The organism is Providencia hangzhouensis (assembly GCF_029193595.2).
GTDB classification, from domain to species: Bacteria; Pseudomonadota; Gammaproteobacteria; order Enterobacterales; family Enterobacteriaceae; genus Providencia; species Providencia hangzhouensis.
On sequence record NZ_CP135052.1, the window covers coordinates 1402319 to 1424292 of the forward strand.

The window sequence follows — 21974 nt, forward strand, 5'->3', positions numbered from 1 at the left end:
GCTATGGTGAGTTTTGTAGCAGACATAACATTTGCAAAAAATTTACATATAAATGCTTTTCACGCATCTCTTTAGTCGATACACTGCGAATATTCAGCTAACACTTGTAAGCTGAAATAATAAGAATGGTTAAGTGCTTGTGAATGTGCCGAGTAGCTTATATCGATAATGACTTATAGGGAATAAACTTTGATTACTGAAAATCTATATCCATACCACTTGGTTAATCGCTTACGTAGCAGGGTTACTGCACAAGAATCAGCGAACCGGATAGCTTTCAGTCAATGGGATAACGGGCAACGTAGCTCATTAACGTGGGGGGAGGTTGGCGATCGCACTTCAGCGATTTCTCGACACCTCTTAGCATTAAACGTTATCGCACAAGAAAATATTGGGTTATTTGCCCACAACAGTATGAATTGGTCATTAGTGGATTTTGCCGCGTTACAAATTAGGGCGGTCACGGTGCCACTTTATGCGACTAGCAGTGTCGAGCAAGCTGCGTATATTATTAACGACGCAAATATTAAAGTGTTATTTGTTGGGGAAGAGGCGCAATATCAAGTTGCATGCCAATTACCCGCTCTTTGCCCTCAATTAACCACGATTGTTGTGATGAATGACAATGTTAAGTTGGCTGATATTTCAATCAACACCATGCATTTATCCACGTTTATGGCGCAATCACAAACCGCATACCAAGCAGAACTGGATGAACGCATCGCTGCGCATAATCTCAGTGATTTATTTACCATCATCTATACATCAGGTACTACCGGAGAACCCAAAGGCGTTATGTTGGATTACTACAACATGGCTGCGCAGCTGTATCTCCATGACGAACGATTACAACTCACCGCTGATGATGTTTCTTTAAGTTTTTTACCACTTTCACATGTTTTTGAACGTGCGTGGAGCTTTTACGTTATGCACGTTGGAGCACTAAACGTTTATTTAACGGACACCAATCAGGTTCGGGAAGCATTAGCTGAGGTAAAACCGACAGTAATGTGTGCGGTTCCACGTTTTTATGAAAAAGTTTATTCAGCAATACACAGTAAAGTGGCAAAAGCACCTTTAGTACGTAGGGCACTATTTCGCTGTGCATTATCCCTTGGCAGAAGCCGAGTGAAAGCCTTAGCAAAAGGCCGCAAACCCTCTTTTATTAACCGCGCTATTTTCCCGATGGTCGACAAACTGGTCCTCAATAAAATTCGTGAAGGGTTAGGGGGGCGAATTCGGTTCATGCCAGCTGCAGGTGCCCGTCTTGATGACGATGTGATTGCATTTTTCCTTTCTGCAGGGGTAAACATTAAATACGGCTATGGTATGTCAGAAACCTGTGCCACGGTATCTTGCTGGGAAGAAGGGAAATACCCATTAGGCTCGATTGGTACACCACTATCTTCTGTTTCAGTACGTATTGGTAAAGACGATGAAATACAAGTAAAAGGGCCGGTGGTTATGAAAGGCTATTACAACCGCCCGATTGAAACCTTAGATACATTTACAGCGGATGGCTGGTTAAAAACAGGTGATGCAGGGAAAATTGACGAACAAGGTAATTTATATATTACAGATAGACTAAAAGATTTAATGAAAACGTCTAATGGAAAATATATTGCACCGCAGATGATTGAAGGCGTATTAGGGCAAGACAAGTTTATTGAACACATCGCAGTCATTGCCGATGCTCGTAAGTTTGTTTCAGCGCTTATTGTGCCTTGCTATGACAGCTTAGAAGAATATGCCCATTCAATAAACCTGAAATATCGAGATCGTTTAGAACTCTTAAAAGACTCGAATATTGTGGCATTATTCGAAAGTCGCTTAAAAGATTTACAAAAGAATATCGAAAATTTCCATCAAGTTAAGCGTTTTACATTGCTACCAACCACATTTTCAATGGAAAAAGGTGAATTAACGCCGACTTTAAAGCTACGTCGTAAAATCATTTCTGAGCGCTATCAATTAGAAATTGAATCGATGTACAAAGAATAATTTACCATTTAATTATCTGGCTTACCTGTATTATGGGTAAGTCAGGTCTTGTTTTTGCTCTGTTTTTATTTATTCATTCAAATAATAGCTCAATATTAAAAATTGTAACGGTTCCAACTAATTAAAGTTGCACTGTTTTTTCATTCATGCCAGTCATTTTTCCTTCTATTATTTTCATACGCAGTCAATTTATCTATCAAATTCCCATGTTCAAGATGATGTGAAAGTTTCGTGATCCTTGCACTGAAATGGTGTTTGCTTCGTTTCAGCCGGAGAGATATGTTAATAGTACGAATTTCACTATTTAAATGATAAAAATAAAGAGGTAGAGCATACCTCTTCACTTGCAAATAATGTCTGGGGGCAAACTCATGGAGATGTTGTCGGGAGCGGAAATGGTCGTCAAATCGTTGATTGACCAAGGAGTAAAGCACGTGTTTGGTTATCCAGGCGGTGCCGTATTGGATATTTATGATGCACTTCATACTGTTGGCGGGGTAGAACACATATTAGTGCGTCATGAACAGGCTGCGGTGCATATGGCTGATGGTTATGCACGTTCAACAGGAGATGTTGGGGTCGTGTTAGTGACATCGGGGCCAGGGGCAACGAATGCGATTACGGGTATTGCGACAGCTTATATGGATTCAGTACCGATGGTGGTGTTATCGGGGCAGGTTGCCAGTTCGCTAATTGGTAATGATGCGTTTCAAGAATGCGACATGGTTGGGATTTCAAGGCCAATAGTAAAGCACAGTTTTTTAATTAAAAGCGCAGAAGAAATTCCTGAAACCATCAAGAAAGCTTTTTATATTGCGGCAAGTGGGCGTCCTGGGCCTGTAGTTATTGATTTCCCTAAAGACACCGTTAACCCTGCCTTGAAGTTTGCTTATCGTTATCCAGAAAATGTTTCTTTACGTTCTTATAACCCAACGCTGCAAGGCCACAAAGGTCAAATCAAAAAAGCGTTAACTAAATTAGTTTCGGCAAAAAAACCGGTTTTTTATATTGGCGGGGGAGCGATTAACGCGAATTGCTCTGCTGAACTTATTGAGTTGGCAGAAAAACTACAATTACCAGTAGTATCAACCTTAATGGGGTTAGGAGCTTTCCCAGAAACTCACAAGCAGTCTGTCGGGATGCTTGGAATGCATGGAACCTATGAAGCTAATAAGGTTATGCATAACTCAGATGTGATTTTTGCTGTTGGTGTTCGTTTTGATGATAGAACAACGAACAACTTAGAAAAATACTGCCCAAATGCGACTGTTATCCAAATTGATGTTGACCCAACGTCTATCTCAAAAACGGTTAATGCGGACATCCCAATCGTGGGTGATGCGAAACTTACATTAAAGCAAATGTTAGGTCAGTTAGACCAGGCTTCAGCAAAACAAGATAACCAAGCGCTCACTGCATGGTGGAAAGAAATTGAACAGTGGCGTAGTAAACAATGTTTACGTTATGAAACCAGCCCAACAAAAGTTAAGCCACAACAAGCTATTGAAATGATTTACCGTTTAACGAAAGGTGAAGCGTATGTGACATCTGACGTCGGGCAGCACCAAATGTTTGCCGCATTATATTATCCCTTTGATAAACCTCGACATTGGATAAATTCTGGAGGTCTTGGCACGATGGGCTTTGGTTTACCTGCTGCATTAGGGGTGAAATTAGCGCATCCAAAATCGACAGTTGTTTGTGTGACCGGGGACGGCAGTATCCAAATGAACATTCAGGAGCTTTCAACAGCCCTGCAATATGGTTTACCGGTTTTAGTACTCAACTTAAACAATGGTTTCTTAGGCATGGTAAAACAATGGCAAGATATGATTTATCAAGGCCGCCATTCGCAATCCTACATGCAATCATTGCCTGATTTCATCAAGTTAGCGCAAGCTTATGGCCACGTTGGTATTTCGATAACAACACCTGATGAGCTGGAAGAAAAACTAAAACAAGCCCTTGTTGAAGTAAATGAAAATCAGCGATTAGTCTTCGTTGACGTAAATATTGATGAAACTGAGCACGTTTATCCAATGCAGATCCGTGGCGGCGCAATGGATGAAATGTGGTTGAGCAAAACAGAGAGGACCTGATCATGCGTCGTATTTTATCCGTTTTATTAGAAAATGAATCAGGTGCTTTGTCCCGTGTCATAGGTCTGTTCTCTCAGCGTGGTTATAATATTGAAAGTTTGACCGTGGCGCCAACGGACGATCCAACATTGTCACGTATGACTATCCAAACTAAAGGGGATGCAAAAGTTCTTGAGCAAATTGAGAAACAATTGCATAAATTGGTTGATGTGCTGCGTGTCAGTGAGCTGACGGCGTCAGCACATATTGAACGTGAAATCATGTTAGTGAAGCTACAGGCCTCTGGATATGGGCGTGATGAAGTGAAGCGCTGTGCGGATATTTTCCGTGGACAAATTGTTGATGTAACCCCAACGCTTTATACCGTTCAGCTAGCGGGAACAAGCGAAAAACTGGATGCTTTTATCGAATCAGTGCGTGGTGTTGCTGAAATTGTTGAAGTTGTACGCTCAGGGATCGTCGGAGTTTCACGCGGTGATAAAATTATGCGATGAAAAATTTATCTTCCGAAGGTAGAATAATCGCGTTTAAGGCCCCGAATGATTCGGGGCTATTCCCAAAATTGTAAAGAGGTTAACGTGAAACTGGATGAGATAGCCCGTCTAGCGGGTGTTTCCCGCACAACGGCTAGTTATGTGATCAACGGCAAGGCCAAGCAGTATCGAGTCAGCGATAAAACTGTAGAAAAAGTGATGGCAGTCGTCAGAGAGCACAATTACCATCCAAATGCAGTTGCTGCGGGGCTACGAGCAGGGCGTACCCGTTCTATAGGGTTAGTGATCCCAGACTTGGAAAATACCAGCTATACCCGTATAGCAAATTACCTTGAAAGGCAGGCGCGTCAACGTGGTTATCAACTACTAATAGCATGCTCAGAAGACCAACCTGACAATGAAATTCGTTGTGTTGAGCACCTTTTGCAACGACAAGTTGACGCCATTATTGTTTCGACAGCTTTACCGCCGGAACACCCGTTTTATCAGCGTTGGGCGAACCGTTCTTTACCGATTATCGCACTTGATAGAGCCCTTGAAAAAGAGCATTTTATTAGTGTCGTTGGTGATGACCAAGAAGATGCTTTCATGATTTCAGCAGAATTACGTAAGTTTAATGCTGAATCCGTATTGTATTTGGGGGCGTTACCTGAGCTGTCTGTCAGCTATTTACGCGAGCAAGGTTTCCGTAAAGCATGGCATGAAGACCCGCGCAAGATTGATTATCTGTATGCAAATAGCTATGAACGCGATTCAGCAGCAGAGGTTTTTGCACATTGGCTTGATAGCGGTAACGAGATGCCTGACGCGTTATTTACAACATCATTTTCCTTACTACAAGGTGTATTAGATGTTGCGTTGAAACGTAGTGGTCGTTTACCTGAGCACATGGTCATTGCCACATTTGGTGATAATGAGTTATTAGATTTTCTCGAGTGCCCAGTGCTTTCCCTTGCACAACGCCATAGGGATATCGCTGAACGTATTTTAGAATTAGTACTTGCCAGCCTTGATGAAAAGCAAAAACCAGAACCTGGTATTACTCGTATTCGCCGTGATTTATGCCGTCGTGGAAGTTTAGGTCGTAAGCAGTAGTAAAATAGACTTAACTTTAATCGAACAGTGAATATTTACACGATAATGAGTGATGTTGGTCACAATAATGAGTAATATAACGGCCCCTATCTTGTAGGGGCTTTTTTTTTATAAGCTAAAAGTAGGTAAATATTTAACTTTAGGATTTATCTTAAGATATTTATTGCTGATTTTAAAATGAAAGCTAAATCGGATGATTAAATTAATATAAATTTATTGTAGATGTATTACTGATTTGTGCGATAAATATTTAAAATTAAATACTGTTTATTAAAACAGTTATTTATTATGTTGATATTTAATGGTTTTATTTTTCTTTCGGGGTGTTTTTACCATTATTAGATATTAATGATTATTTGGGGACTCAATAAAAGTAAATAACCGGTACAAGATATACTGATTAAAAATGAGACTTAAGTTGAATTTATAATGATTTGTATGATTTTGCAGCAATCTAGAGTGATCTCGCTTATTTAAGTTGCACTTTATAAAATATATTAATTATATCAACTTGTTATTTCGCATTTTCTTTCCAAGTCATATTTTACCTACCCTTATTTTTTCTGAATTGTTCTGTAAATAAAGCTAAAGCTGAGTGCGACTGGCTTGACAACGTTTTCATACCATTCGTAAACTTTATATGTGGTGAATTGTGGGGTAAAGTGGGTGGCTTGGAAATAAAAGGGGTTTAATCGGGTATGTTTCGTGGGGCAACACTGGTTAATCTCGACAGCAAAGGGCGTCTAACCGTGCCGACTCGTTATCGAGGAATGCTGAACGAGGAATCGAAAGGGCAAATGGTTTGTACCATTGACCTTCACCAGCCATGTCTGCTGCTTTATACCTTACCTGAGTGGGAGATTATCGAAGAAAAGCTTTCTCGGTTATCGACGATGAACCCTGCTGAACGACGCGTGCAACGGCTGTTATTGGGCCATGCAAGTGAATGCCAAATGGACAACGCGGGGCGTCTTTTGTTAGCCAGTACATTGCGTCAACACGCAGGGCTAACCAAAGAGGTCATGTTGGTTGGCCAGATTAATAAATTTGAACTTTGGGATGAACAAACTTGGTATCAGCAAGTGGAAGATGATATTGCCGCTGAGCGCCTTACCAATGAACCACTTTCAGCCCGCTTACAGGATTTGTCACTTTAATAATGACGCAACAGCAATTTAAACACGTAACAGTATTACTGGATGAAGCCGTTAATGGCTTAAACATTAAACCTAACGGTATCTACATTGATGGCACATTTGGTCGTGGTGGTCATTCAAGGTTGATATTAAGTCAGCTTGGCGGAAATGGTCGTTTAATCGCCATAGACCGTGACCCAGAGGCAATAAAAGCGGCTCAAACTATTGATGACCCTCGTTTTATGATTAAACATGGCCCATTTTCTGCGATTGCAGAGTATGTCGAAGAAGAAGGGTTAGTCGGGCAAATTGATGGCGTACTGCTGGATTTAGGCGTTTCTTCACCCCAGTTAGATGACCCTGAACGCGGTTTTTCCTTTATGCGTGACGGGCCGTTAGATATGAGGATGGACCCAACCAAAGGGCAATCTGCACAGCAATGGTTGATGGACGCAGAAGCGGATGACATAGCTTGGGTTTTAAAAACTTTTGGTGAAGAGCGTTTTGCTAAACGAATTGCGAGAGCGATTGTTGAGCGTAACCATAACCCGGAAGAAGAACCGTTAACACGCACACGGCATCTTGCTGAATTAATTGCAAAAGTTAGCCCAATGAAAGACAGACATAAGCACCCAGCGACGCGTAGCTTCCAAGCCATTCGAATTTATATCAACAGTGAATTGGAAGAAATAGAAAAAGCGTTAGAAGGCGCAATGAACGTTTTAGCACCACAAGGGCGTTTATCAGTTATCAGTTTCCATTCGTTGGAAGACAGGTTAGTAAAACGGTTTATTCGCAAAAATAGTAAAGGTCCATCGGTGCCAGCAGGTATTCCTCTTACTGAAGCGCAGATTAAAGAGTTAGGTGCAGCGCAGTTACGTGACCTAGGTAAGATGAAACCTTCGGAAAACGAAATTGATGAAAATCCACGCGCACGTAGTTCCGTGTTGCGGTTTGCTGAGAAGGCGGCGGAATAATGGTTCCAGAAAGGCACAGCCTAGCTCGCGTCATTGGGCGTGATTTATTTCGTTATGGCATCGTTCCTTTGATTTTATTAGTGGCAATTATTATCAGTGCTGTTTTTGTGGTAACAACGGCACATGAAACGCGTTTACTAACGGCCGCAAAAGATAAGTTGTATGAAGAAAAAGACTTGTTAGATATCGAATGGCGTAATTTGATCCTTGAAGAAAACGCCCTTGCGAGCCATAGCCGAATAGAACGTTTATCGGTTGAAAAATTACAGATGGTGCAAGTTGAACCATCACAAGAAAAAATTATTGTTTCTAAGCAATAAAAAGGTTCCTAATGAAAGCACCAAAAACAGCGAAAAATAAGAAACAAGAAGAGAGTACCAGCTTTGTCCGCTGGCGCTTTATTTTGCTGTGCGGATGCATTGTCTTAGCGTTAGCAGGGTTGCTAACGCGGGTGGCTTATCTGCAAATTATTGCGCCAGAGAAACTGGTGAAAGAAGGCGATATGCGCTCTTTACGAGTGCAAGAAGTTGCGACATCACGAGGAATGATTAGCGACCGAGAAGGGCGGCAACTTGCCGTGAGTGTGCCAGTCAATGCGATCTGGGCAGACCCCAAAGAGGTGTTTGAAAAAGGGGGAATAAGCAATGACGAACACTGGAAAGCACTGGCAGACGCACTTGAAATTCCATTAGAACAAATTACGAGCAAAATATCGGCCAATCCAAGAGGCCGTTTTGTGTATTTAGCGCGCCAAGTTAACCCATCTATTGGTGATTACGTTAAAAAATTAAAAATACCGGGTATTTACTTACGCAAAGAATCTCGTCGTTATTACCCATCAGGCCCAGTTACCGCTCACTTGTTGGGGGTAACAAACATTGATGGTGAAGGGATTGAAGGCGTCGAAAAAAGCTTTGACCGTTGGTTAAAAGGTGCGCCGGGTGAACGTACAGTCCGTAAAGACCGTAATGGGCGAGTGATTGAAACCATTTCGTCTATTGACAGCCAAGCTGCGCATAATCTGACATTAAGCATTGATGAACGTATTCAATCCATTGTTTACCGTGAATTAACACGTGGCGTGCAGGAAAATAAAGCGGAATCGGGGGTGGCAATTTTAGTTGATGTTCATACCGGTGAAATTTTAGCAATGGCGAATAGCCCATCCTATAACCCAAATAACTTAACGGGTACATCAATGGATGCGATGCGTAACCGCGCCATTACGGATATTTTTGAGCCGGGCTCAACAGTAAAACCTATGGTGGTAATGAGTGCGCTACATAACAAAATTATTAAAGAAAACTCAGTAATTAATACTTATCCGTATCGTATTAGTGGTCATGAGATCAAAGACGTAGCACGATACGCTGAGTTAACTATTACTGGGATTTTACAGAAGTCGAGTAACGTAGGTGTTTCAAAACTTGCGTTAGCGATGCCTGCCACTGAGCTGGTGGATGTGTATAGCCGCTTTGGGTTTGGCAAGCCGACTAATCTGGGGTTAGTCGGGGAAAGTAGTGGCATCTTTCCAAGTAAAAAAACACGGTGGTCTGATTTAGAAAGGGCCACCTTTTCTTTTGGCTACGGGCAAATGGTAACACCGTTACAGTTAGCGCGAGCCTATGCAACGATAGGGAGTTTCGGTATTTACCGGCCTCTATCAATCACTAAAGTTGACCCTCCCGTGCCAGGGACGCGTGTTTTTCCTGAGCCAATTATGCGTACTGTGGTGCATATGATGGAGAGTGTAGCTCTACCCGGCGGCGGGGGAGCTCGAGCAGCCATTAAAGGCTATCGCATTGCCATTAAAACCGGTACAGCAAAAAAAGTGGGCCCTGAAGGGCGCTATGTTAATAAATATTTAGCTTATGCCGCAGGTGTTGCGCCTGCGAGTAATCCACGCTATGCGTTAGTTGTGCTTATCAATGAGCCAAGTGCAGGTAAATACTATGGTGGTGCGGTTTCTGCCCCCGTATTTGGCTCAATCATGGGTGGGGTCTTGCGGTTGATGAATGTTGAACCCGATGCATTGCAACCAAACGAACAAAATGAAATCGTAAATAGTCAAAAAGAGGTTAAAAGTGGCAGATCGTAATCTTTGTGACCTACTCTCACCCTTTGGTGTGAGCACAACTCCAATCTCACTGCGTGAGATGACGCTAGACAGTCGAAAGGCTGCCGCGGGCGATCTGTTTATTGCAATAAAAGGTCATCAATCGGATGGGCGACACTATATTCCTCAAGCGATTGCTCAAGGGGTTTCCGCTGTAATAGCAGAGGCGGAAGGTGAAGCCGTTGAAGGCGAAGTTCGTTTCGTTCATGGCGTACCTGTTATTTATTTGAATGACCTGAATAACCGTTTATCTGCACTGGCCGGTGAGTTTTACCACCAACCTTCTGCAAAAATGAAACTCGTTGGTGTGACGGGGACTAACGGTAAAACCACCACCACACAATTAATTGCTCAATGGGCTCAAGGGCTAGGGGAAACCAGTGCAGTAATGGGAACCGTGGGTAATGGCCTATTAGGCCATGTGTCACCAAGCGAAAATACCACGGGCTCTGCGGTAGATATTCAACTTGAATTGACCCAGTTATTGAACCAAAAAGCAACATTAACAGCGATGGAAGTTTCTTCCCATGGATTAGTACAAGGCCGTGTCGCAGACTTACAGTTTGATGCCGCTGTGTTCACTAATTTAAGCCGTGATCACCTTGATTATCACGGCGATATGGAAAGCTATGAAGCCGCGAAATGGTTATTGTTTTCCACACATAATACAAAATCGCAAATTATCAATGCGGATGATGCGATTGGTTTGAAATGGCTGCAGCGTATACCACAAGCGTGCGCGGTGACCATGGAAAACAAAATTCCTCAAGATTGGCAAGGCCCATGGTTAAAAGCAACGGAAGTTGAATACCACGACAAAGGCGCCACTATCCATTTTGATTCCTCGTGGGGAAATGGTGACTTTGAAAGCCCATTGATGGGAGCATTTAATGTCAGCAACTTATTAGTGGCAATGGCAACTTTGCTGATGATGGACTATCCGTTAAACAAACTGCTGGCTGCTACATCTTCATTGTCACCAGTTTGCGGCCGTATGGAAGTGTTTAGTGCACCGAATAAACCGACAGTTGTTGTTGATTATGCGCATACTCCCGATGCCTTAGAAAAAGCCTTAGCGGCAGCACGCTTACATTGCAAAGGGCAATTATGGTGTGTATTTGGTTGCGGTGGTGACCGTGACAAAGGTAAGCGCCCTCTGATGGGAGCCGCAGCAGAAGAATATGCAGATAAAATCGTGATCACAGATGACAACCCGCGCAGCGAAGACCCTATCGATATTATTAATGACATCATGGCTGGACTATTAGATTCCAGCCGTGCCTTGGCCATTCCAGGTCGTCCAGAAGCAGTGACAAACACCATTTTGCAGGCATCTCCTGATGATGTGATTGTGATTGCCGGCAAAGGTCATGAAGATTATCAAATTATTGGTCAGCGCAAGCTAGATTACTCCGACCGTTTAACGGTGGCACGTTTGTTGGGGGTAATCGCATGATCCCTTTAACACTCGTTCAACTGGCACAGATTACCCAAGGGCAGATTGAGTCTGCTCCAGATACCAATGTTTTGATTAGCTCTGTTAGTACCGATAGCCGTAAAATTGCTGAAAATTGCCTATTTATTGCCTTAAAAGGTGAACGCTTTGACGCCCATGATTTCGCACAACAAGTGGTGGTTGCGGGAGCTAAAGCGTTACTTGTTGAGCGCAAGCTGAATGTAGATTGCCCTCAAGTTATCGTGAAAGACTCGCGTATTGCGATGGGCCAATTGGCTGCATGGGTTCGTCAGCAGAGCAGAGCTCGAATCGTTGGCTTGACGGGCTCTTCGGGCAAAACATCTGTTAAAGAAATGACCGCATCCATTTTATCTGAGCGCGGTAAAACCTTATATACCGCCGGTAATTTAAACAACGATATTGGTGTGCCTTTGACACTATTTCGTTTAACAAATGATGATGAATTCGCTGTGATAGAAATGGGTGCTAATCACCCAAATGAAATCGCCTACACAACCAATATTGTTAAACCAGAAGCGGCGTTAGTTAACAATTTATTTGCTGCGCACTTAGCGGGCTTTGGTTCACCGGAAGGGGTTGCGACAGCCAAAGGTGAAATTTATCAAGGTGTTCCAGAAGAAGGAACCGCAATTGTTAACCTTGATAGCTACAGTGAAAAATGGCAGTTTCAGCCACGCCAAACTGTTTGGTATTACTCGCTAACTTCACAAGCAAAAGCGGATTTCTATCCTTCTGATATTCAAGTGAAACAGCTAACAACAGATTTTGTGTTACATACCCCTGTTGGTAGTGTCGATATCACCTTGTCATTACCAGGGCGGCATAACATTGCTAATGTGTTAGCGGCAAGTGCATTGGCGATTTCTGTCGGCGCTAGCCTAGAAGATATCAAAAACGGCATAGCAAAAACGCAAGCGGTACCTGGGCGTTTATACCCTGTGCGCTTGAGTGAACACAAAGTGGTATTAGATGACACTTATAACGCCAATGATGGCTCAATGATCGCAGCAATTCAGGTCCTCGAAAAAATGCCGGGTTACCGCATCTTAGTGGTAGGGGATATGGGGGAACTGGGTGATTATGCCGAAGATTGCCACCAACGTGTAGGTGTTGCCGCTAAGCAGGCGGGTTTAGATAAGGTATTCAGTGTTGGTCAGTTAAGTGAGTTGATCAGCCAATTTAGTGAGTGTGGTGAGCACTTCACAGTGAAAGCAGATTTATTAACCCGACTAATTCCGCTAGCGCAGCAGAAGGACGTTGTTTCTATTTTAGTTAAAGGTTCACGCAGCTCCGCGATGGAAGATGTTGTGAATGCATTGAAGGAGTGCTTCGAATGTTAGTCTGGCTTGCCGAAATGTTAGTCCACAAGTTTTCTGTTCTGAACGTCTTTTCTTATTTGACGTTCAGGGCTATTGTCGGTTTGCTGACGGCACTCGCCATTGCTCTGTGGATGGGGCCTCATTTAATTGCTTATCTGCAGAAAATGCAAATTGGTCAAGTCGTTCGTAACGAAGGCCCTGAGTCTCACTTTAGTAAGCGTGGGACCCCAACTATGGGCGGGTTATTGATTTTATTTTCAATTACCGTTTCAACATTGTTATGGGCTCGATTAGACAACCCTTACGTTTGGTGTGTACTACTCGTGCTAGTCGGGTATGGCATTGTCGGTTTTGTTGACGACTACCGGAAAGTGGTTCGTAAAGACACTCGTGGCTTAATCGCGCGTTGGAAATATTTCTGGCAATCCGTGATTGCGTTAATTGTTGCCTTTTCCATGTACGCGATTGGTAAAGATACCCCAGCAACTCAGTTAGTTGTACCATTTTTCAAAGACGTAATGCCACAACTGGGCATGCTGTATATTTTGCTGACCTATTTTGTGATTGTTGGAACCAGTAACGCAGTAAACCTAACAGATGGCTTGGATGGCTTAGCTATCATGCCAACGGTATTTGTTGCCGCAGGTTTTGCATTAGTGGCATGGGCAACAGGTAACGTCAACTTTGCCAGTTACTTACATATTCCATTTTTACCCCATGCAGGTGAACTGGTGATTGTCTGTACTGCCATTGTGGGGGCAGGGTTAGGTTTCTTATGGTTTAACACATACCCAGCGCAAGTATTTATGGGCGATGTCGGCTCATTGGCGCTTGGAGGTGCACTGGGGACTATTGCGGTATTACTGCGCCAAGAGTTTTTATTAGTGATTATGGGCGGTGTGTTCGTCGTTGAGACGCTGTCAGTTATTTTACAAGTCGGTTCATTTAAATTGCGTGGACAACGTATTTTCCGTATGGCACCAATTCACCACCATTATGAATTGAAGGGTTGGCCAGAACCACGTGTTATCGTGCGTTTCTGGATTATCTCGTTAATGCTAGTCCTGATTGGGCTGGCAACCTTGAAGGTGCGTTAAGATGGTTGATTATCAGGGTAAGAACGTCGTTATTATTGGGCTGGGGATCACCGGCCTATCTTGCGTTCACTTTTTCCTTGAGCGCGGCGTGGTGCCTCGCGTTATGGATACCCGTGCAGTACCGCCTGGTGTAGATAAACTCCCAGAAAATGTAGAATGCCATAGTGGTAGTTTGAATAATAACTGGTTACAGGCCGCCGATTTAATTGTTGCTAGTCCAGGAATTGCGTTAGCGACCCCTCAATTACAGCAGGCTGCAGAAAATGGCATCGAAATTGTGGGTGATATCGAATTATTTTGCCGTGAAGCGGATGCACCGATTGTCGCGATTACAGGTTCAAATGGTAAAAGCACTGTCACGTCATTGGTTGGCGAAATGGCTAAAGCAGCGGGTATTTCAGTTGGTGTAGGTGGCAACATTGGTACGCCAGCACTTTCATTACTCAATGCAGGGCATCATCTGTACGTTTTAGAACTTTCAAGCTTCCAATTAGAAACCACCTCAAGCCTAGAAGCGACCGCCGCGACAGTCTTAAATATTAGTGAAGATCATATGGATAGATATCCATTAGGTCTAGAACAGTACCGTGAAGCGAAATTAAAAATTTATCACAATGCTCAAAACTGCATTGTTAACGTACAAGATATACTGACCTTACCCGCTAATCATACTTTGGATGAATGCATTAGCTTTGGCTTAAATAGTGGTGATTATTTCTTTGATACCCAAAAACGGGTATTAGTGGCTCAAGGAAAAGAGCTATTAGATGTCAATGAAATGCACTTAACTGGCCAACACAATTACCTTAATGCGTTAGCCGCGTTAGCATTGGCGGATGCAGTGGATATTCCTCGTCCAGCTTGCCTTCAAGTATTGAAAGAATATGCGGGGTTAGCACATCGTTTCGAATTAGTGTTATTCAATAACGGTGTTCGCTGGATTAATGACTCTAAAGCCACAAATGTTGGAAGTACAGAAGCGGCATTAAATGGGTTACACGTGAATGGCAATATCTATTTATTATTAGGTGGGGATGGCAAGTCAGCCGATTTTTCACCATTAAAACAATATATTGCTGCGGATAACTACCGCTTATATTGCTTTGGTCGTGATGGGAAAGCATTAGCTGATATGGCACCTGAAAAATCAGTATTGACTGAGACTATGGAACAAAGCTTACGCCAAATTGCGCCACAATTAAAAGCGGGGGACATGGTGCTGTTATCCCCTGCATGTGCCAGTTTGGATCAGTTTAAAAGTTTTGAGCAGCGTGGAACTGTCTTTGCTCAATTAGCCCAGGAGTTAGGTTAATGACGATACCGGGTGCGATGCGTTTAAAAAATTGGGTCATTGGTGAAAAAAATGGCGTGATTTCAGGCTCAACGCTTTACGACCGTACATTAGTGTGGTTGGCATTCGGTTTAGCCGCAGTGGGTTTTATCATGGTTACATCCGCTTCCATGCCAGTTGGCCAACGCTTAACAGAAGACCCGTTCTATTTCGCTAAGCGTGATGTGGTGTATATCGTTATCGCATTTATTTTAGCGTTGGGTGTCATGCGTATCCCGATGGCAGTTTGGGAAAAGTACAATTTCATTTTGTTGATGGTTTCACTTGGCATGCTAGTGGTGGTGCTGGTTGCAGGAAGTTCAGTTAACGGGGCATCACGCTGGATAGACATCGGTTTGGTAAAAATTCAACCAGCAGAAATTTCGAAATTTACGTTGTTTTGCTATGTGTCCAGTTACTTGGTGCGTAAATCCGATGAAGTCAGAACCCGTTTTCTTGGCTTTATTAAACCGATGTGTATTTTGATTGTTATGGCGTCATTGCTTTTATTACAGCCTGACTTAGGGACCGTTATCGTATTAGTGGTTACCACTCTGGGATTGTTATTTTTAGCGGGCGCAAGGTTAGCGCCGTTTATTATTGGTATTGCCGCTTGCGCAGTGGGGGTATTGGCTTTGATTTGGTTCGAGCCGTACCGCTTACGTCGTGTCACATCGTTTTTGAACCCGTGGGATGACCCGTTTGGCAGTGGTTATCAGCTAACCCAATCTTTAATGGCTTTTGGTCGTGGTGAAGTGTTTGGGCAAGGGCTTGGTAATTCAGTACAAAAATTAGAGTATTTGCCAGAAGCACACACAGACTTTATTTTCTCGGTTTTAGCTGAGGAACTCGGGTACTTTGGCGTGGTATTGGTTCTGTTGATGGTCTTTATGTTGGCATTTAGAGCAATGATGATTGGCCGTCGCGCATTGATGTCAAACCAATTATTCGGTGGTTATTTAGCTTGTTCAATTGGTATTTGGTTTACCTTCCAAGCCTTAGTTAACGTTGGGGCTGCATCCGGTATGTTACCGACAAAAGGGTTAACATTGCCATTAATTAGTTATGGTGGTTCGAGTTTACTGGTAATGGCTGCTGCCATTGCGATATTACTGAGAATTGATTTTGAAACACGCCTTGAAAAAGCGCAGGCGTTTGTAAGGAGCACTAAATGAGTCAGGCAAAGAAATTACTCGTCATGGCAGGTGGAACTGGAGGACATGTTTTTCCAGGTTTAGCCGTGGCACATTATTTGCAGGCTCAAGGGTGGGAAATCCGTTGGTTAGGCACGGCTGACCGAATGGAAGCAACATTAGTGCCTAAACACGGTATCGATATTGAATTTATTCAAATTTCTGGCCTCAGGGGTAAAGGCATTGCCGCCCAACTGGGGGCGCCATGGCGTATTTATAAAGCGATTCGCCAAGCAAAAACAATTATCAAGCGTTATCAGCCAGATGCTGTATTAGGCATGGGAGGCTATGTTTCGGGGCCCGGTGGTATTGCGGCATGGCAATGTGGTGTACCCGTTGTGCTTCATGAACAAAATGGTATTGCAGGGTTAACGAATAAATGGCTATCTCGAATTGCAAAAAGAGTATTACAAGCCTTTCCGGGGGCATTTCCTGACGCACCAGTTGTAGGGAATCCAGTACGGGAAGATGTTTTGGCTCTACCTGCACCACAGGAACGTTTAGCAGGCCGAGAAGGCGCTATACGCGTATTGGTTGTCGGTGGTAGCCAAGGGGCACGGATTTTAAATCAAGTGATGCCTCTGGTTGCTGAAAAAGTAGGCAAACAGTTAAATATCTGGCATCAAGCGGGAAAAGGCAGTAAGGAATCGACAGAAGCATTGTATAATGAGCACATGCAAGTTTCAGTCAATTCTGAGTATAAAGTTACTGAATTTATTGATGATATGGCGCAAGCTTACGCATGGGCAGATATTGTTGTTTGTCGGTCTGGCGCACTAACCGTAAGTGAAATTGCAGCCGCAGGTTTACCGGCTATTTTTGTTCCTTTTCAACATAAAGACCGTCAACAGTATTGGAACGCATTACCGCTAGAAAAAGCGGGGGCGGCTAAAATTTTAGAACAGTCACAATTTACCGCAGATGCTGTGGCGAGCTTATTAGGGCAATGGGACAGAAACGAATTACTCTCAATGGCTGAAAAAGCACATAGTTGTGCAATTACTGATGCAACAGAGCGAGTTGCTGCCGTGATTTGTGAAGTGGCTAAATAATATTAGTCATAATTGATACCGAATTAATTAGAAGCGAAGAAATATAGTGAATACACAACAATTAGCGAAATTAAGAACATCAGTGCCAGAAATGAGAAGAGTCAGGCACATCCATTTTGTCGGCATCGGCGGTGCTGGCATGGGTGGTATCGCTGAAGTGTTGGCAAATGAAGGCTATGAAATTAGTGGTTCAGATTTAGCACCGAATGCAGTGACTCAACAACTAACTGCATTAGGGGCAACGATTTACTTTAATCACCGTCCAGAGAACGTTGAAAATGCCAGTGTTGTCGTCGTATCAACAGCGATCTCAAGTGAGAACCCAGAAATTCAAGCCGCCAAAGAATTGCGTATTCCTGTTATTCGTCGTGCAGAAATGTTAGCGGAATTAATGCGTTATCGTCATGGTATTGCCGTTGCAGGTACCCACGGGAAAACCACTACGACAGCAATGATTTCTGGGATTTATGCACAAGCAGGCCTTGACCCCACATTTGTGAATGGGGGATTGGTTAAATCAGCAGGAACGCATGCACGTTTAGGTAGTAGCCGCTACTTGATCGCAGAAGCCGATGAAAGCGATGCTTCATTCTTGCATTTGCAACCGTTAGTTGCCGTTGTGACCAATATCGAAGCAGACCATATGGATACTTACCAAGGTGACTTCGATAATTTAACGAATACGTTCATTAATTTCTTGCACAATTTGCCATTTTACGGGCGCGCAGTGATGTGTATTGATGATCCAGTCATTCGTTCGTTACTACCCAAAATTGGCCGCTATATCACCACTTATGGTTTTAGTGAAGACGCTGATGTGCGTATCACGCAATATGAGCAAAAAGGAAATCAAGGCTTTTTCACTATTGCCCGTGAAAATATGCCAGAACTGACGGTGGTTCTAAATGCACCAGGGCGTCACAATGCTCTCAATGCGACAGCCGCAGTGGCGGTCGCCACAGAAGAAGGTATTGACGATTTACATATTTTATCTGCACTAGTTGAATTTCAAGGAACAGGGCGTCGCTTTGATTTCCTAGGGAATTTCCCTCTGCGAAATGTGAATGGCAAAGAGGGTGAAGTGATGCTAGTCGATGACTATGGTCATCACCCAACCGAAGTGGATGCAACGATTAAAGCCGCGAGAGCAGGCTGGCCAGATAAGCGTATTGTAATGGTATTCCAACCGCATCGCTATACTCGTACTCGTGACTTATACGATGATTTTGTTAACATTTTGGGGCAGGTTGATGTGCTGCTAATGTTAGACGTATATTCAGCGGGCGAAAAGCATGTACCAGGTGCGGATAGCCGCTCATTGTGCCGCTCAATTCGTGGTCGTGGTCAGATTGATCCTATTTATGTTGCAGATATTGAACAAATTCCACATATTTTAGCTCAAACTCTTGATGAAAATGATTTAATTTTAGTTCAAGGCGCAGGAAATATTGGTAAAATAGCCAAAAGCCTAGCAGAAGCAAAATTACAGCCACCGATGATTGAGGAATAAAAATGACAGAGAAAGTTGCGGTTCTATTAGGAGGCTCATCTGCTGAACGTGAAGTTTCACTTCAGTCAGGAAATGCTGTGCTGGCAGGGCTACGCCAAGCAGGTATTGATGCTCATCCTATCGACCCTCAAGATTTCCCTGTAGAAACATTGAAAGATGCAGGTTTCAACAAAGTTTTTATTGCGTTACATGGCCGCGGTGGTGAAGACGGTACATTACAAGGGCTGTTAGAAACACTAAATCTGCCTTATACCGGCAGTGGTGTTATGGCTTCAGCGCTTAGCATGGATAAGTTGAGAACAAAACAATTATGGCAAGGTGCAGGATTAAGTGTATCGCCGTATGTTTACTTAACAAAACAGCAGTATAAGCAGGCTTCTTATGAGCAAATTGTCGCTAAAGTGCAATTTCTCGGATTACCGCTTATCGTGAAGCCAAGCCTTGAAGGCTCCAGTGTTGGTATGAGTAAAGTTGATAACTTAGAGGCATTGCCTGCTGCACTGGATCTTGCGTTTCAATTTGATGAAACGTTGTTAATTGAAAAATGGCTGAGTGGTCCTGAGTTCACGGTCGCGGTGTTAGGAGACAACACTCTACCGCCAATTCGTATTCAACCACCAGGTATTTTTTATGACTACGAAGCGAAATATTTATCTGATGAAACTCAATATTTTTGCCCAAGTGGTTTAGATGAACAGCTTGAGTCAGAACTCGCAGACTTAGCGCTGAAAGCTTACCAAGTTGTTGGTTGTGAAGGCTGGGGGCGAGTTGATGTAATGCAAGACAGCAATGGCCAATTTTATCTGTTGGAAGTTAATACATCGCCAGGTATGACAAGCCATAGCCTAGTGCCAATGGCTGCTCGTCAGGCAGGTATGAGTTTTTCACAGTTAGTTGTGCAAATTTTGAGATTGGCTCGTTGATATGTCACAAGCAGCACTAAATGTTAGGCATCATAATCAGAGGAACGATGAGGATCCTCGTTCTGGAGGACCTAGTAATGGTGCATTTTTAGGTGGGTTATTTTTCTTCCTATTTGTGGTTGGCACTATCATCTGGAGTGGTTGGATGGTAATGACTTGGATGAAAGATGCGGATCGGCTGCCGATGTCCAAGTTAGTGTTAACGGGTGAGCGCCATTACACCAAAAATGATGATGTTAGAAAGGCTATTTTAGCGCTAGGGCAGCCGGGGACGTTTATGACCGTCGATGTCAACGCTATCCAGAAGCAAATAAGCATGATGCCATGGGTACGCCAAGTGACTGTGCGTAAACAATGGCCAGATGAATTGAAAATTCATATTGTTGAATACCGCCCATTCGCTAGGTGGAACGACCAAAACATGGTGGATGAACAAGGTCGGGTATTTAACTTACCGGTTAGTGAAAATGGTAAAGGCGATTATGTGTTGCTTTATGGGCCACAAGGTAGCCAAAAAGAGGTTCTTAAAGAGTTCGCTGTCTTTAAGAACACATTAGCAGCACATAACCTAAAGCTAAAATCGCTATCGATGACAGCCAGAAATGCATGGCAAATTATTTTAGACAACGATGTTAGAATCGAACTGGGTAAGAAAGATGTGTCAGAGCGGTTAAATAGGTTCCTTGAACTGTATCCGCTTTTGCAGCAAACAACGGATAAACGCGTTGACTATGTTGACTTACGTTATTCCAGTGGTGCTGCGGTGGGCTGGGCGCCACTGTTGGTTGATGCTCCACCGGAGTTACAATAAAGACGATGACTAATAACAAAAATTAGGCAGAAAAAATGATTAAAGCAACGGACAGAAAATTAGTGGTAGGCCTTGAAATTGGAACTTCCAAGGTATCAGCCCTTGTTGGCGAAATTCTGCCCGATGGTATGGTTAATATTATTGGGGTGGGAAGTTGTCCATCTCGTGGAATGGACAAAGGTGGCGTAAACGATCTTGAGTCAGTGGTAAAATGTGTACAAAGAGCCATTGATCAGGCAGAACTCATGGCCGACTGCCAAATCTCATCGGTTTACCTTGCGCTATCGGGTAAGCACGTCAGTTGCCAAAATGAGATTGGTATGGTGCCAGTTTCAGAAGAAGAAGTGACGCAAGAAGATGTTGACAGTGTTGTGCATACAGCAAAATCGGTACGTGTTCGTGATGAGCACAGAATTTTGCACGTGATACCGCAAGAATTTGCAATAGATTACCAAGAAGGGATTAAAAACCCGGTTGGTTTATCCGGTGTACGTATGCAAGCCAAAGTTCATTTGATCACCTGCCATAACGATATGGCAAAAAATATTGTTAAAGCCGTTGAACGTTGTGGGTTAAAAGTTGACCAGCTTATTTTTGCCGGTCTCGCTGCAAGTTATAGTGTTTTAACGGAAGATGAGCGTGAATTAGGTGTATGTGTCGTTGATATCGGTGGCGGCACTATGGATATGGCGGTTTACACTGGCGGGGCTTTGCGCCATACAAAAGTCATCCCGTATGCAGGCAATGTGGTAACAAGCGACATCGCTTATGCGTTTGGAACACCACCTAGTGATGCAGAAGCCATTAAAGTGCGTCATGGGTGTGCAGTCGGTTCTATCGTGAGTAAAGACGAGACCGTGGAAGTGCCAAGTGTTGGTGGGCGACCACCAAGAAGCTTACAGCGTCAAACCTTAGCAGAAGTGATAGAGCCAAGGTATACTGAGCTGTTAAACTTAGTAAATGAAGAAATTTTAAATTTACAGGAACAGTTACGCCAACAAGGTGTCAAACACCATTTGGCAGCTGGTATCGTGTTGACTGGTGGGGCCGCACAAATTGATGGTCTAGTCGAATGTGCGCAAAAAGTGTTCCATACGCAAGTGCGAATTGGTACACCGCTCAACATCACAGGGTTAACGGATTATGCGCAGGAGCCATATTATTCAACAGCAGTAGGGCTTCTGCATTACGGTAAAGAAAGCCATTTAGGCGATGATACCGAAGTAGAAAAACGTGCATCAGTTAGTGGATGGTTTAGTAAAATCACCAGTTGGCTGAGAAAAGAATTTTAATTTTGATAAAGAAGCATATTATTAGCTTCAAAAGTAGTAAGCACAAAACGGA

General features: G+C 43.3%; 18 protein-coding genes. All 18 read left to right on the forward strand.

Going from position 1 to position 21974, the window contains the following annotated elements; all coding sequences use genetic code 11:
- Positions 1–189 precede the first annotated feature (189 nt).
- Positions 190–2001: an AMP-dependent synthetase/ligase gene (locus tag PZ638_RS06045; RefSeq protein ID WP_036958469.1), complete on the forward strand. Its 1812-nt coding sequence runs from the start codon at positions 190–192 to the stop codon at positions 1999–2001.
- Between the two features lie 371 nt (positions 2002–2372).
- Positions 2373–4100 (forward strand): acetolactate synthase 3 large subunit, encoded by a 1728-nt coding sequence (gene ilvI / locus PZ638_RS06050; protein ID WP_036958468.1) that lies wholly within the window; start codon positions 2373–2375, stop codon positions 4098–4100.
- 2 nt (positions 4101–4102) lie between these two features.
- Positions 4103–4594, forward strand: coding sequence for an acetolactate synthase small subunit (gene ilvN / locus PZ638_RS06055; RefSeq protein WP_004262045.1), 492 nt, complete (start codon positions 4103–4105; stop codon positions 4592–4594).
- A gap of 84 nt (positions 4595–4678) precedes the next feature.
- Complete coding sequence (gene cra / locus PZ638_RS06060; RefSeq protein ID WP_094961381.1) at positions 4679–5689, forward strand: catabolite repressor/activator; 1011 nt, start codon at positions 4679–4681, stop codon at positions 5687–5689.
- A gap of 698 nt (positions 5690–6387) precedes the next feature.
- Complete coding sequence (gene mraZ / locus PZ638_RS06065; protein WP_004262043.1) at positions 6388–6846, forward strand: division/cell wall cluster transcriptional repressor MraZ; 459 nt, start codon at positions 6388–6390, stop codon at positions 6844–6846.
- A gap of 2 nt (positions 6847–6848) precedes the next feature.
- Positions 6849–7802: a 16S rRNA (cytosine(1402)-N(4))-methyltransferase RsmH gene (gene rsmH, locus PZ638_RS06070; protein ID WP_094961362.1), complete on the forward strand. Its 954-nt coding sequence runs from the start codon at positions 6849–6851 to the stop codon at positions 7800–7802.
- On the forward strand, positions 7802–8122 hold the full coding sequence (gene ftsL, locus PZ638_RS06075; RefSeq protein ID WP_004262041.1) for a cell division protein FtsL: 321 nt from the start codon (positions 7802–7804) through the stop codon (positions 8120–8122). Before rsmH ends, ftsL begins: the two co-directional genes overlap by 1 nt.
- Before the next feature lie 11 nt (positions 8123–8133).
- A complete protein-coding gene (ftsI, locus tag PZ638_RS06080; RefSeq protein WP_004262040.1) occupies positions 8134–9900 on the forward strand; it encodes a peptidoglycan glycosyltransferase FtsI in 1767 nt (588 codons plus the stop codon).
- The gene (murE, locus tag PZ638_RS06085) at positions 9887–11374 is read left to right on the forward strand and encodes a UDP-N-acetylmuramoyl-L-alanyl-D-glutamate--2,6-diaminopimelate ligase (RefSeq protein WP_206277529.1); all 1488 of its coding nucleotides are present in this window, start codon (positions 9887–9889) and stop codon (positions 11372–11374) included. The genes ftsI and murE overlap by 14 nt, the downstream gene beginning before the upstream one ends.
- Complete coding sequence (gene murF, locus PZ638_RS06090; protein ID WP_272674071.1) at positions 11371–12735, forward strand: UDP-N-acetylmuramoyl-tripeptide--D-alanyl-D-alanine ligase; 1365 nt, start codon at positions 11371–11373, stop codon at positions 12733–12735. The genes murE and murF overlap by 4 nt, the downstream gene beginning before the upstream one ends.
- Positions 12729–13811, forward strand: a complete 1083-nt coding sequence (mraY, locus tag PZ638_RS06095) for a phospho-N-acetylmuramoyl-pentapeptide-transferase (protein ID WP_004262035.1) — start codon at positions 12729–12731, stop codon at positions 13809–13811. Before murF ends, mraY begins: the two co-directional genes overlap by 7 nt.
- A gap of 1 nt (position 13812) precedes the next feature.
- The gene (gene murD / locus PZ638_RS06100) at positions 13813–15123 is read left to right on the forward strand and encodes a UDP-N-acetylmuramoyl-L-alanine--D-glutamate ligase (RefSeq protein ID WP_206277531.1); all 1311 of its coding nucleotides are present in this window, start codon (positions 13813–13815) and stop codon (positions 15121–15123) included.
- Entirely contained in the window at positions 15123–16316 is a 1194-nt protein-coding gene (gene ftsW, locus PZ638_RS06105; RefSeq protein ID WP_004262031.1) for a cell division protein FtsW, read from the forward strand. Before murD ends, ftsW begins: the two co-directional genes overlap by 1 nt.
- Positions 16313–17386, forward strand: coding sequence for an undecaprenyldiphospho-muramoylpentapeptide beta-N-acetylglucosaminyltransferase (murG, locus tag PZ638_RS06110; RefSeq protein ID WP_004262030.1), 1074 nt, complete (start codon positions 16313–16315; stop codon positions 17384–17386). The genes ftsW and murG overlap by 4 nt, the downstream gene beginning before the upstream one ends.
- 46 nt (positions 17387–17432) lie before the next feature.
- Positions 17433–18896 carry a UDP-N-acetylmuramate--L-alanine ligase gene (gene murC, locus PZ638_RS06115; protein ID WP_144140734.1) on the forward strand — a complete coding sequence of 488 codons (1464 nt, stop codon included), beginning with the start codon at positions 17433–17435 and terminating at the stop codon, positions 18894–18896.
- A 2-nt stretch (positions 18897–18898) separates the two neighbouring features.
- The gene (locus PZ638_RS06120; protein WP_004262027.1) at positions 18899–19819 is read left to right on the forward strand and encodes a D-alanine--D-alanine ligase; all 921 of its coding nucleotides are present in this window, start codon (positions 18899–18901) and stop codon (positions 19817–19819) included.
- Position 19820: 1 nt separating this feature from the next.
- Positions 19821–20630: a cell division protein FtsQ gene (ftsQ, locus tag PZ638_RS06125; protein ID WP_144140732.1), complete on the forward strand. Its 810-nt coding sequence runs from the start codon at positions 19821–19823 to the stop codon at positions 20628–20630.
- A gap of 35 nt (positions 20631–20665) precedes the next feature.
- Positions 20666–21922, forward strand: coding sequence for a cell division protein FtsA (gene ftsA / locus PZ638_RS06130; RefSeq protein WP_004262024.1), 1257 nt, complete (start codon positions 20666–20668; stop codon positions 21920–21922).
- Positions 21923–21974: the final 52 nt, after the last annotated feature.

Excerpts from the sequence above, each read along its gene's own strand:
- ilvI (WP_036958468.1), top strand. The coding sequence starts at position 2,373 with ATGGAGATGTTGTCGGGAGCGGAAATGGTCGTCAAATCGTTGATTGAC.
- ilvN (WP_004262045.1), top strand. The coding sequence starts at position 4,103 with ATGCGTCGTATTTTATCCGTTTTATTAGAAAATGAATCAGGTGCTTTG.
- mraZ (WP_004262043.1), top strand. The coding sequence starts at position 6,388 with ATGTTTCGTGGGGCAACACTGGTTAATCTCGACAGCAAAGGGCGTCTA.
- rsmH (WP_094961362.1), top strand. The coding sequence starts at position 6,849 with ATGACGCAACAGCAATTTAAACACGTAACAGTATTACTGGATGAAGCC.
- ftsL (WP_004262041.1), top strand. The coding sequence starts at position 7,802 with ATGGTTCCAGAAAGGCACAGCCTAGCTCGCGTCATTGGGCGTGATTTA.
- ftsI (WP_004262040.1), top strand. The coding sequence starts at position 8,134 with ATGAAAGCACCAAAAACAGCGAAAAATAAGAAACAAGAAGAGAGTACC.
- murF (WP_272674071.1), top strand. The coding sequence starts at position 11,371 with ATGATCCCTTTAACACTCGTTCAACTGGCACAGATTACCCAAGGGCAG.
- mraY (WP_004262035.1), top strand. The coding sequence starts at position 12,729 with ATGTTAGTCTGGCTTGCCGAAATGTTAGTCCACAAGTTTTCTGTTCTG.
- murD (WP_206277531.1), top strand. The coding sequence starts at position 13,813 with ATGGTTGATTATCAGGGTAAGAACGTCGTTATTATTGGGCTGGGGATC.
- ftsW (WP_004262031.1), top strand. The coding sequence starts at position 15,123 with ATGACGATACCGGGTGCGATGCGTTTAAAAAATTGGGTCATTGGTGAA.
- murG (WP_004262030.1), top strand. The coding sequence starts at position 16,313 with ATGAGTCAGGCAAAGAAATTACTCGTCATGGCAGGTGGAACTGGAGGA.
- PZ638_RS06120 (WP_004262027.1), top strand. The coding sequence starts at position 18,899 with ATGACAGAGAAAGTTGCGGTTCTATTAGGAGGCTCATCTGCTGAACGT.
- ftsQ (WP_144140732.1), top strand. The coding sequence starts at position 19,821 with ATGTCACAAGCAGCACTAAATGTTAGGCATCATAATCAGAGGAACGAT.
- ftsA (WP_004262024.1), top strand. The coding sequence starts at position 20,666 with ATGATTAAAGCAACGGACAGAAAATTAGTGGTAGGCCTTGAAATTGGA.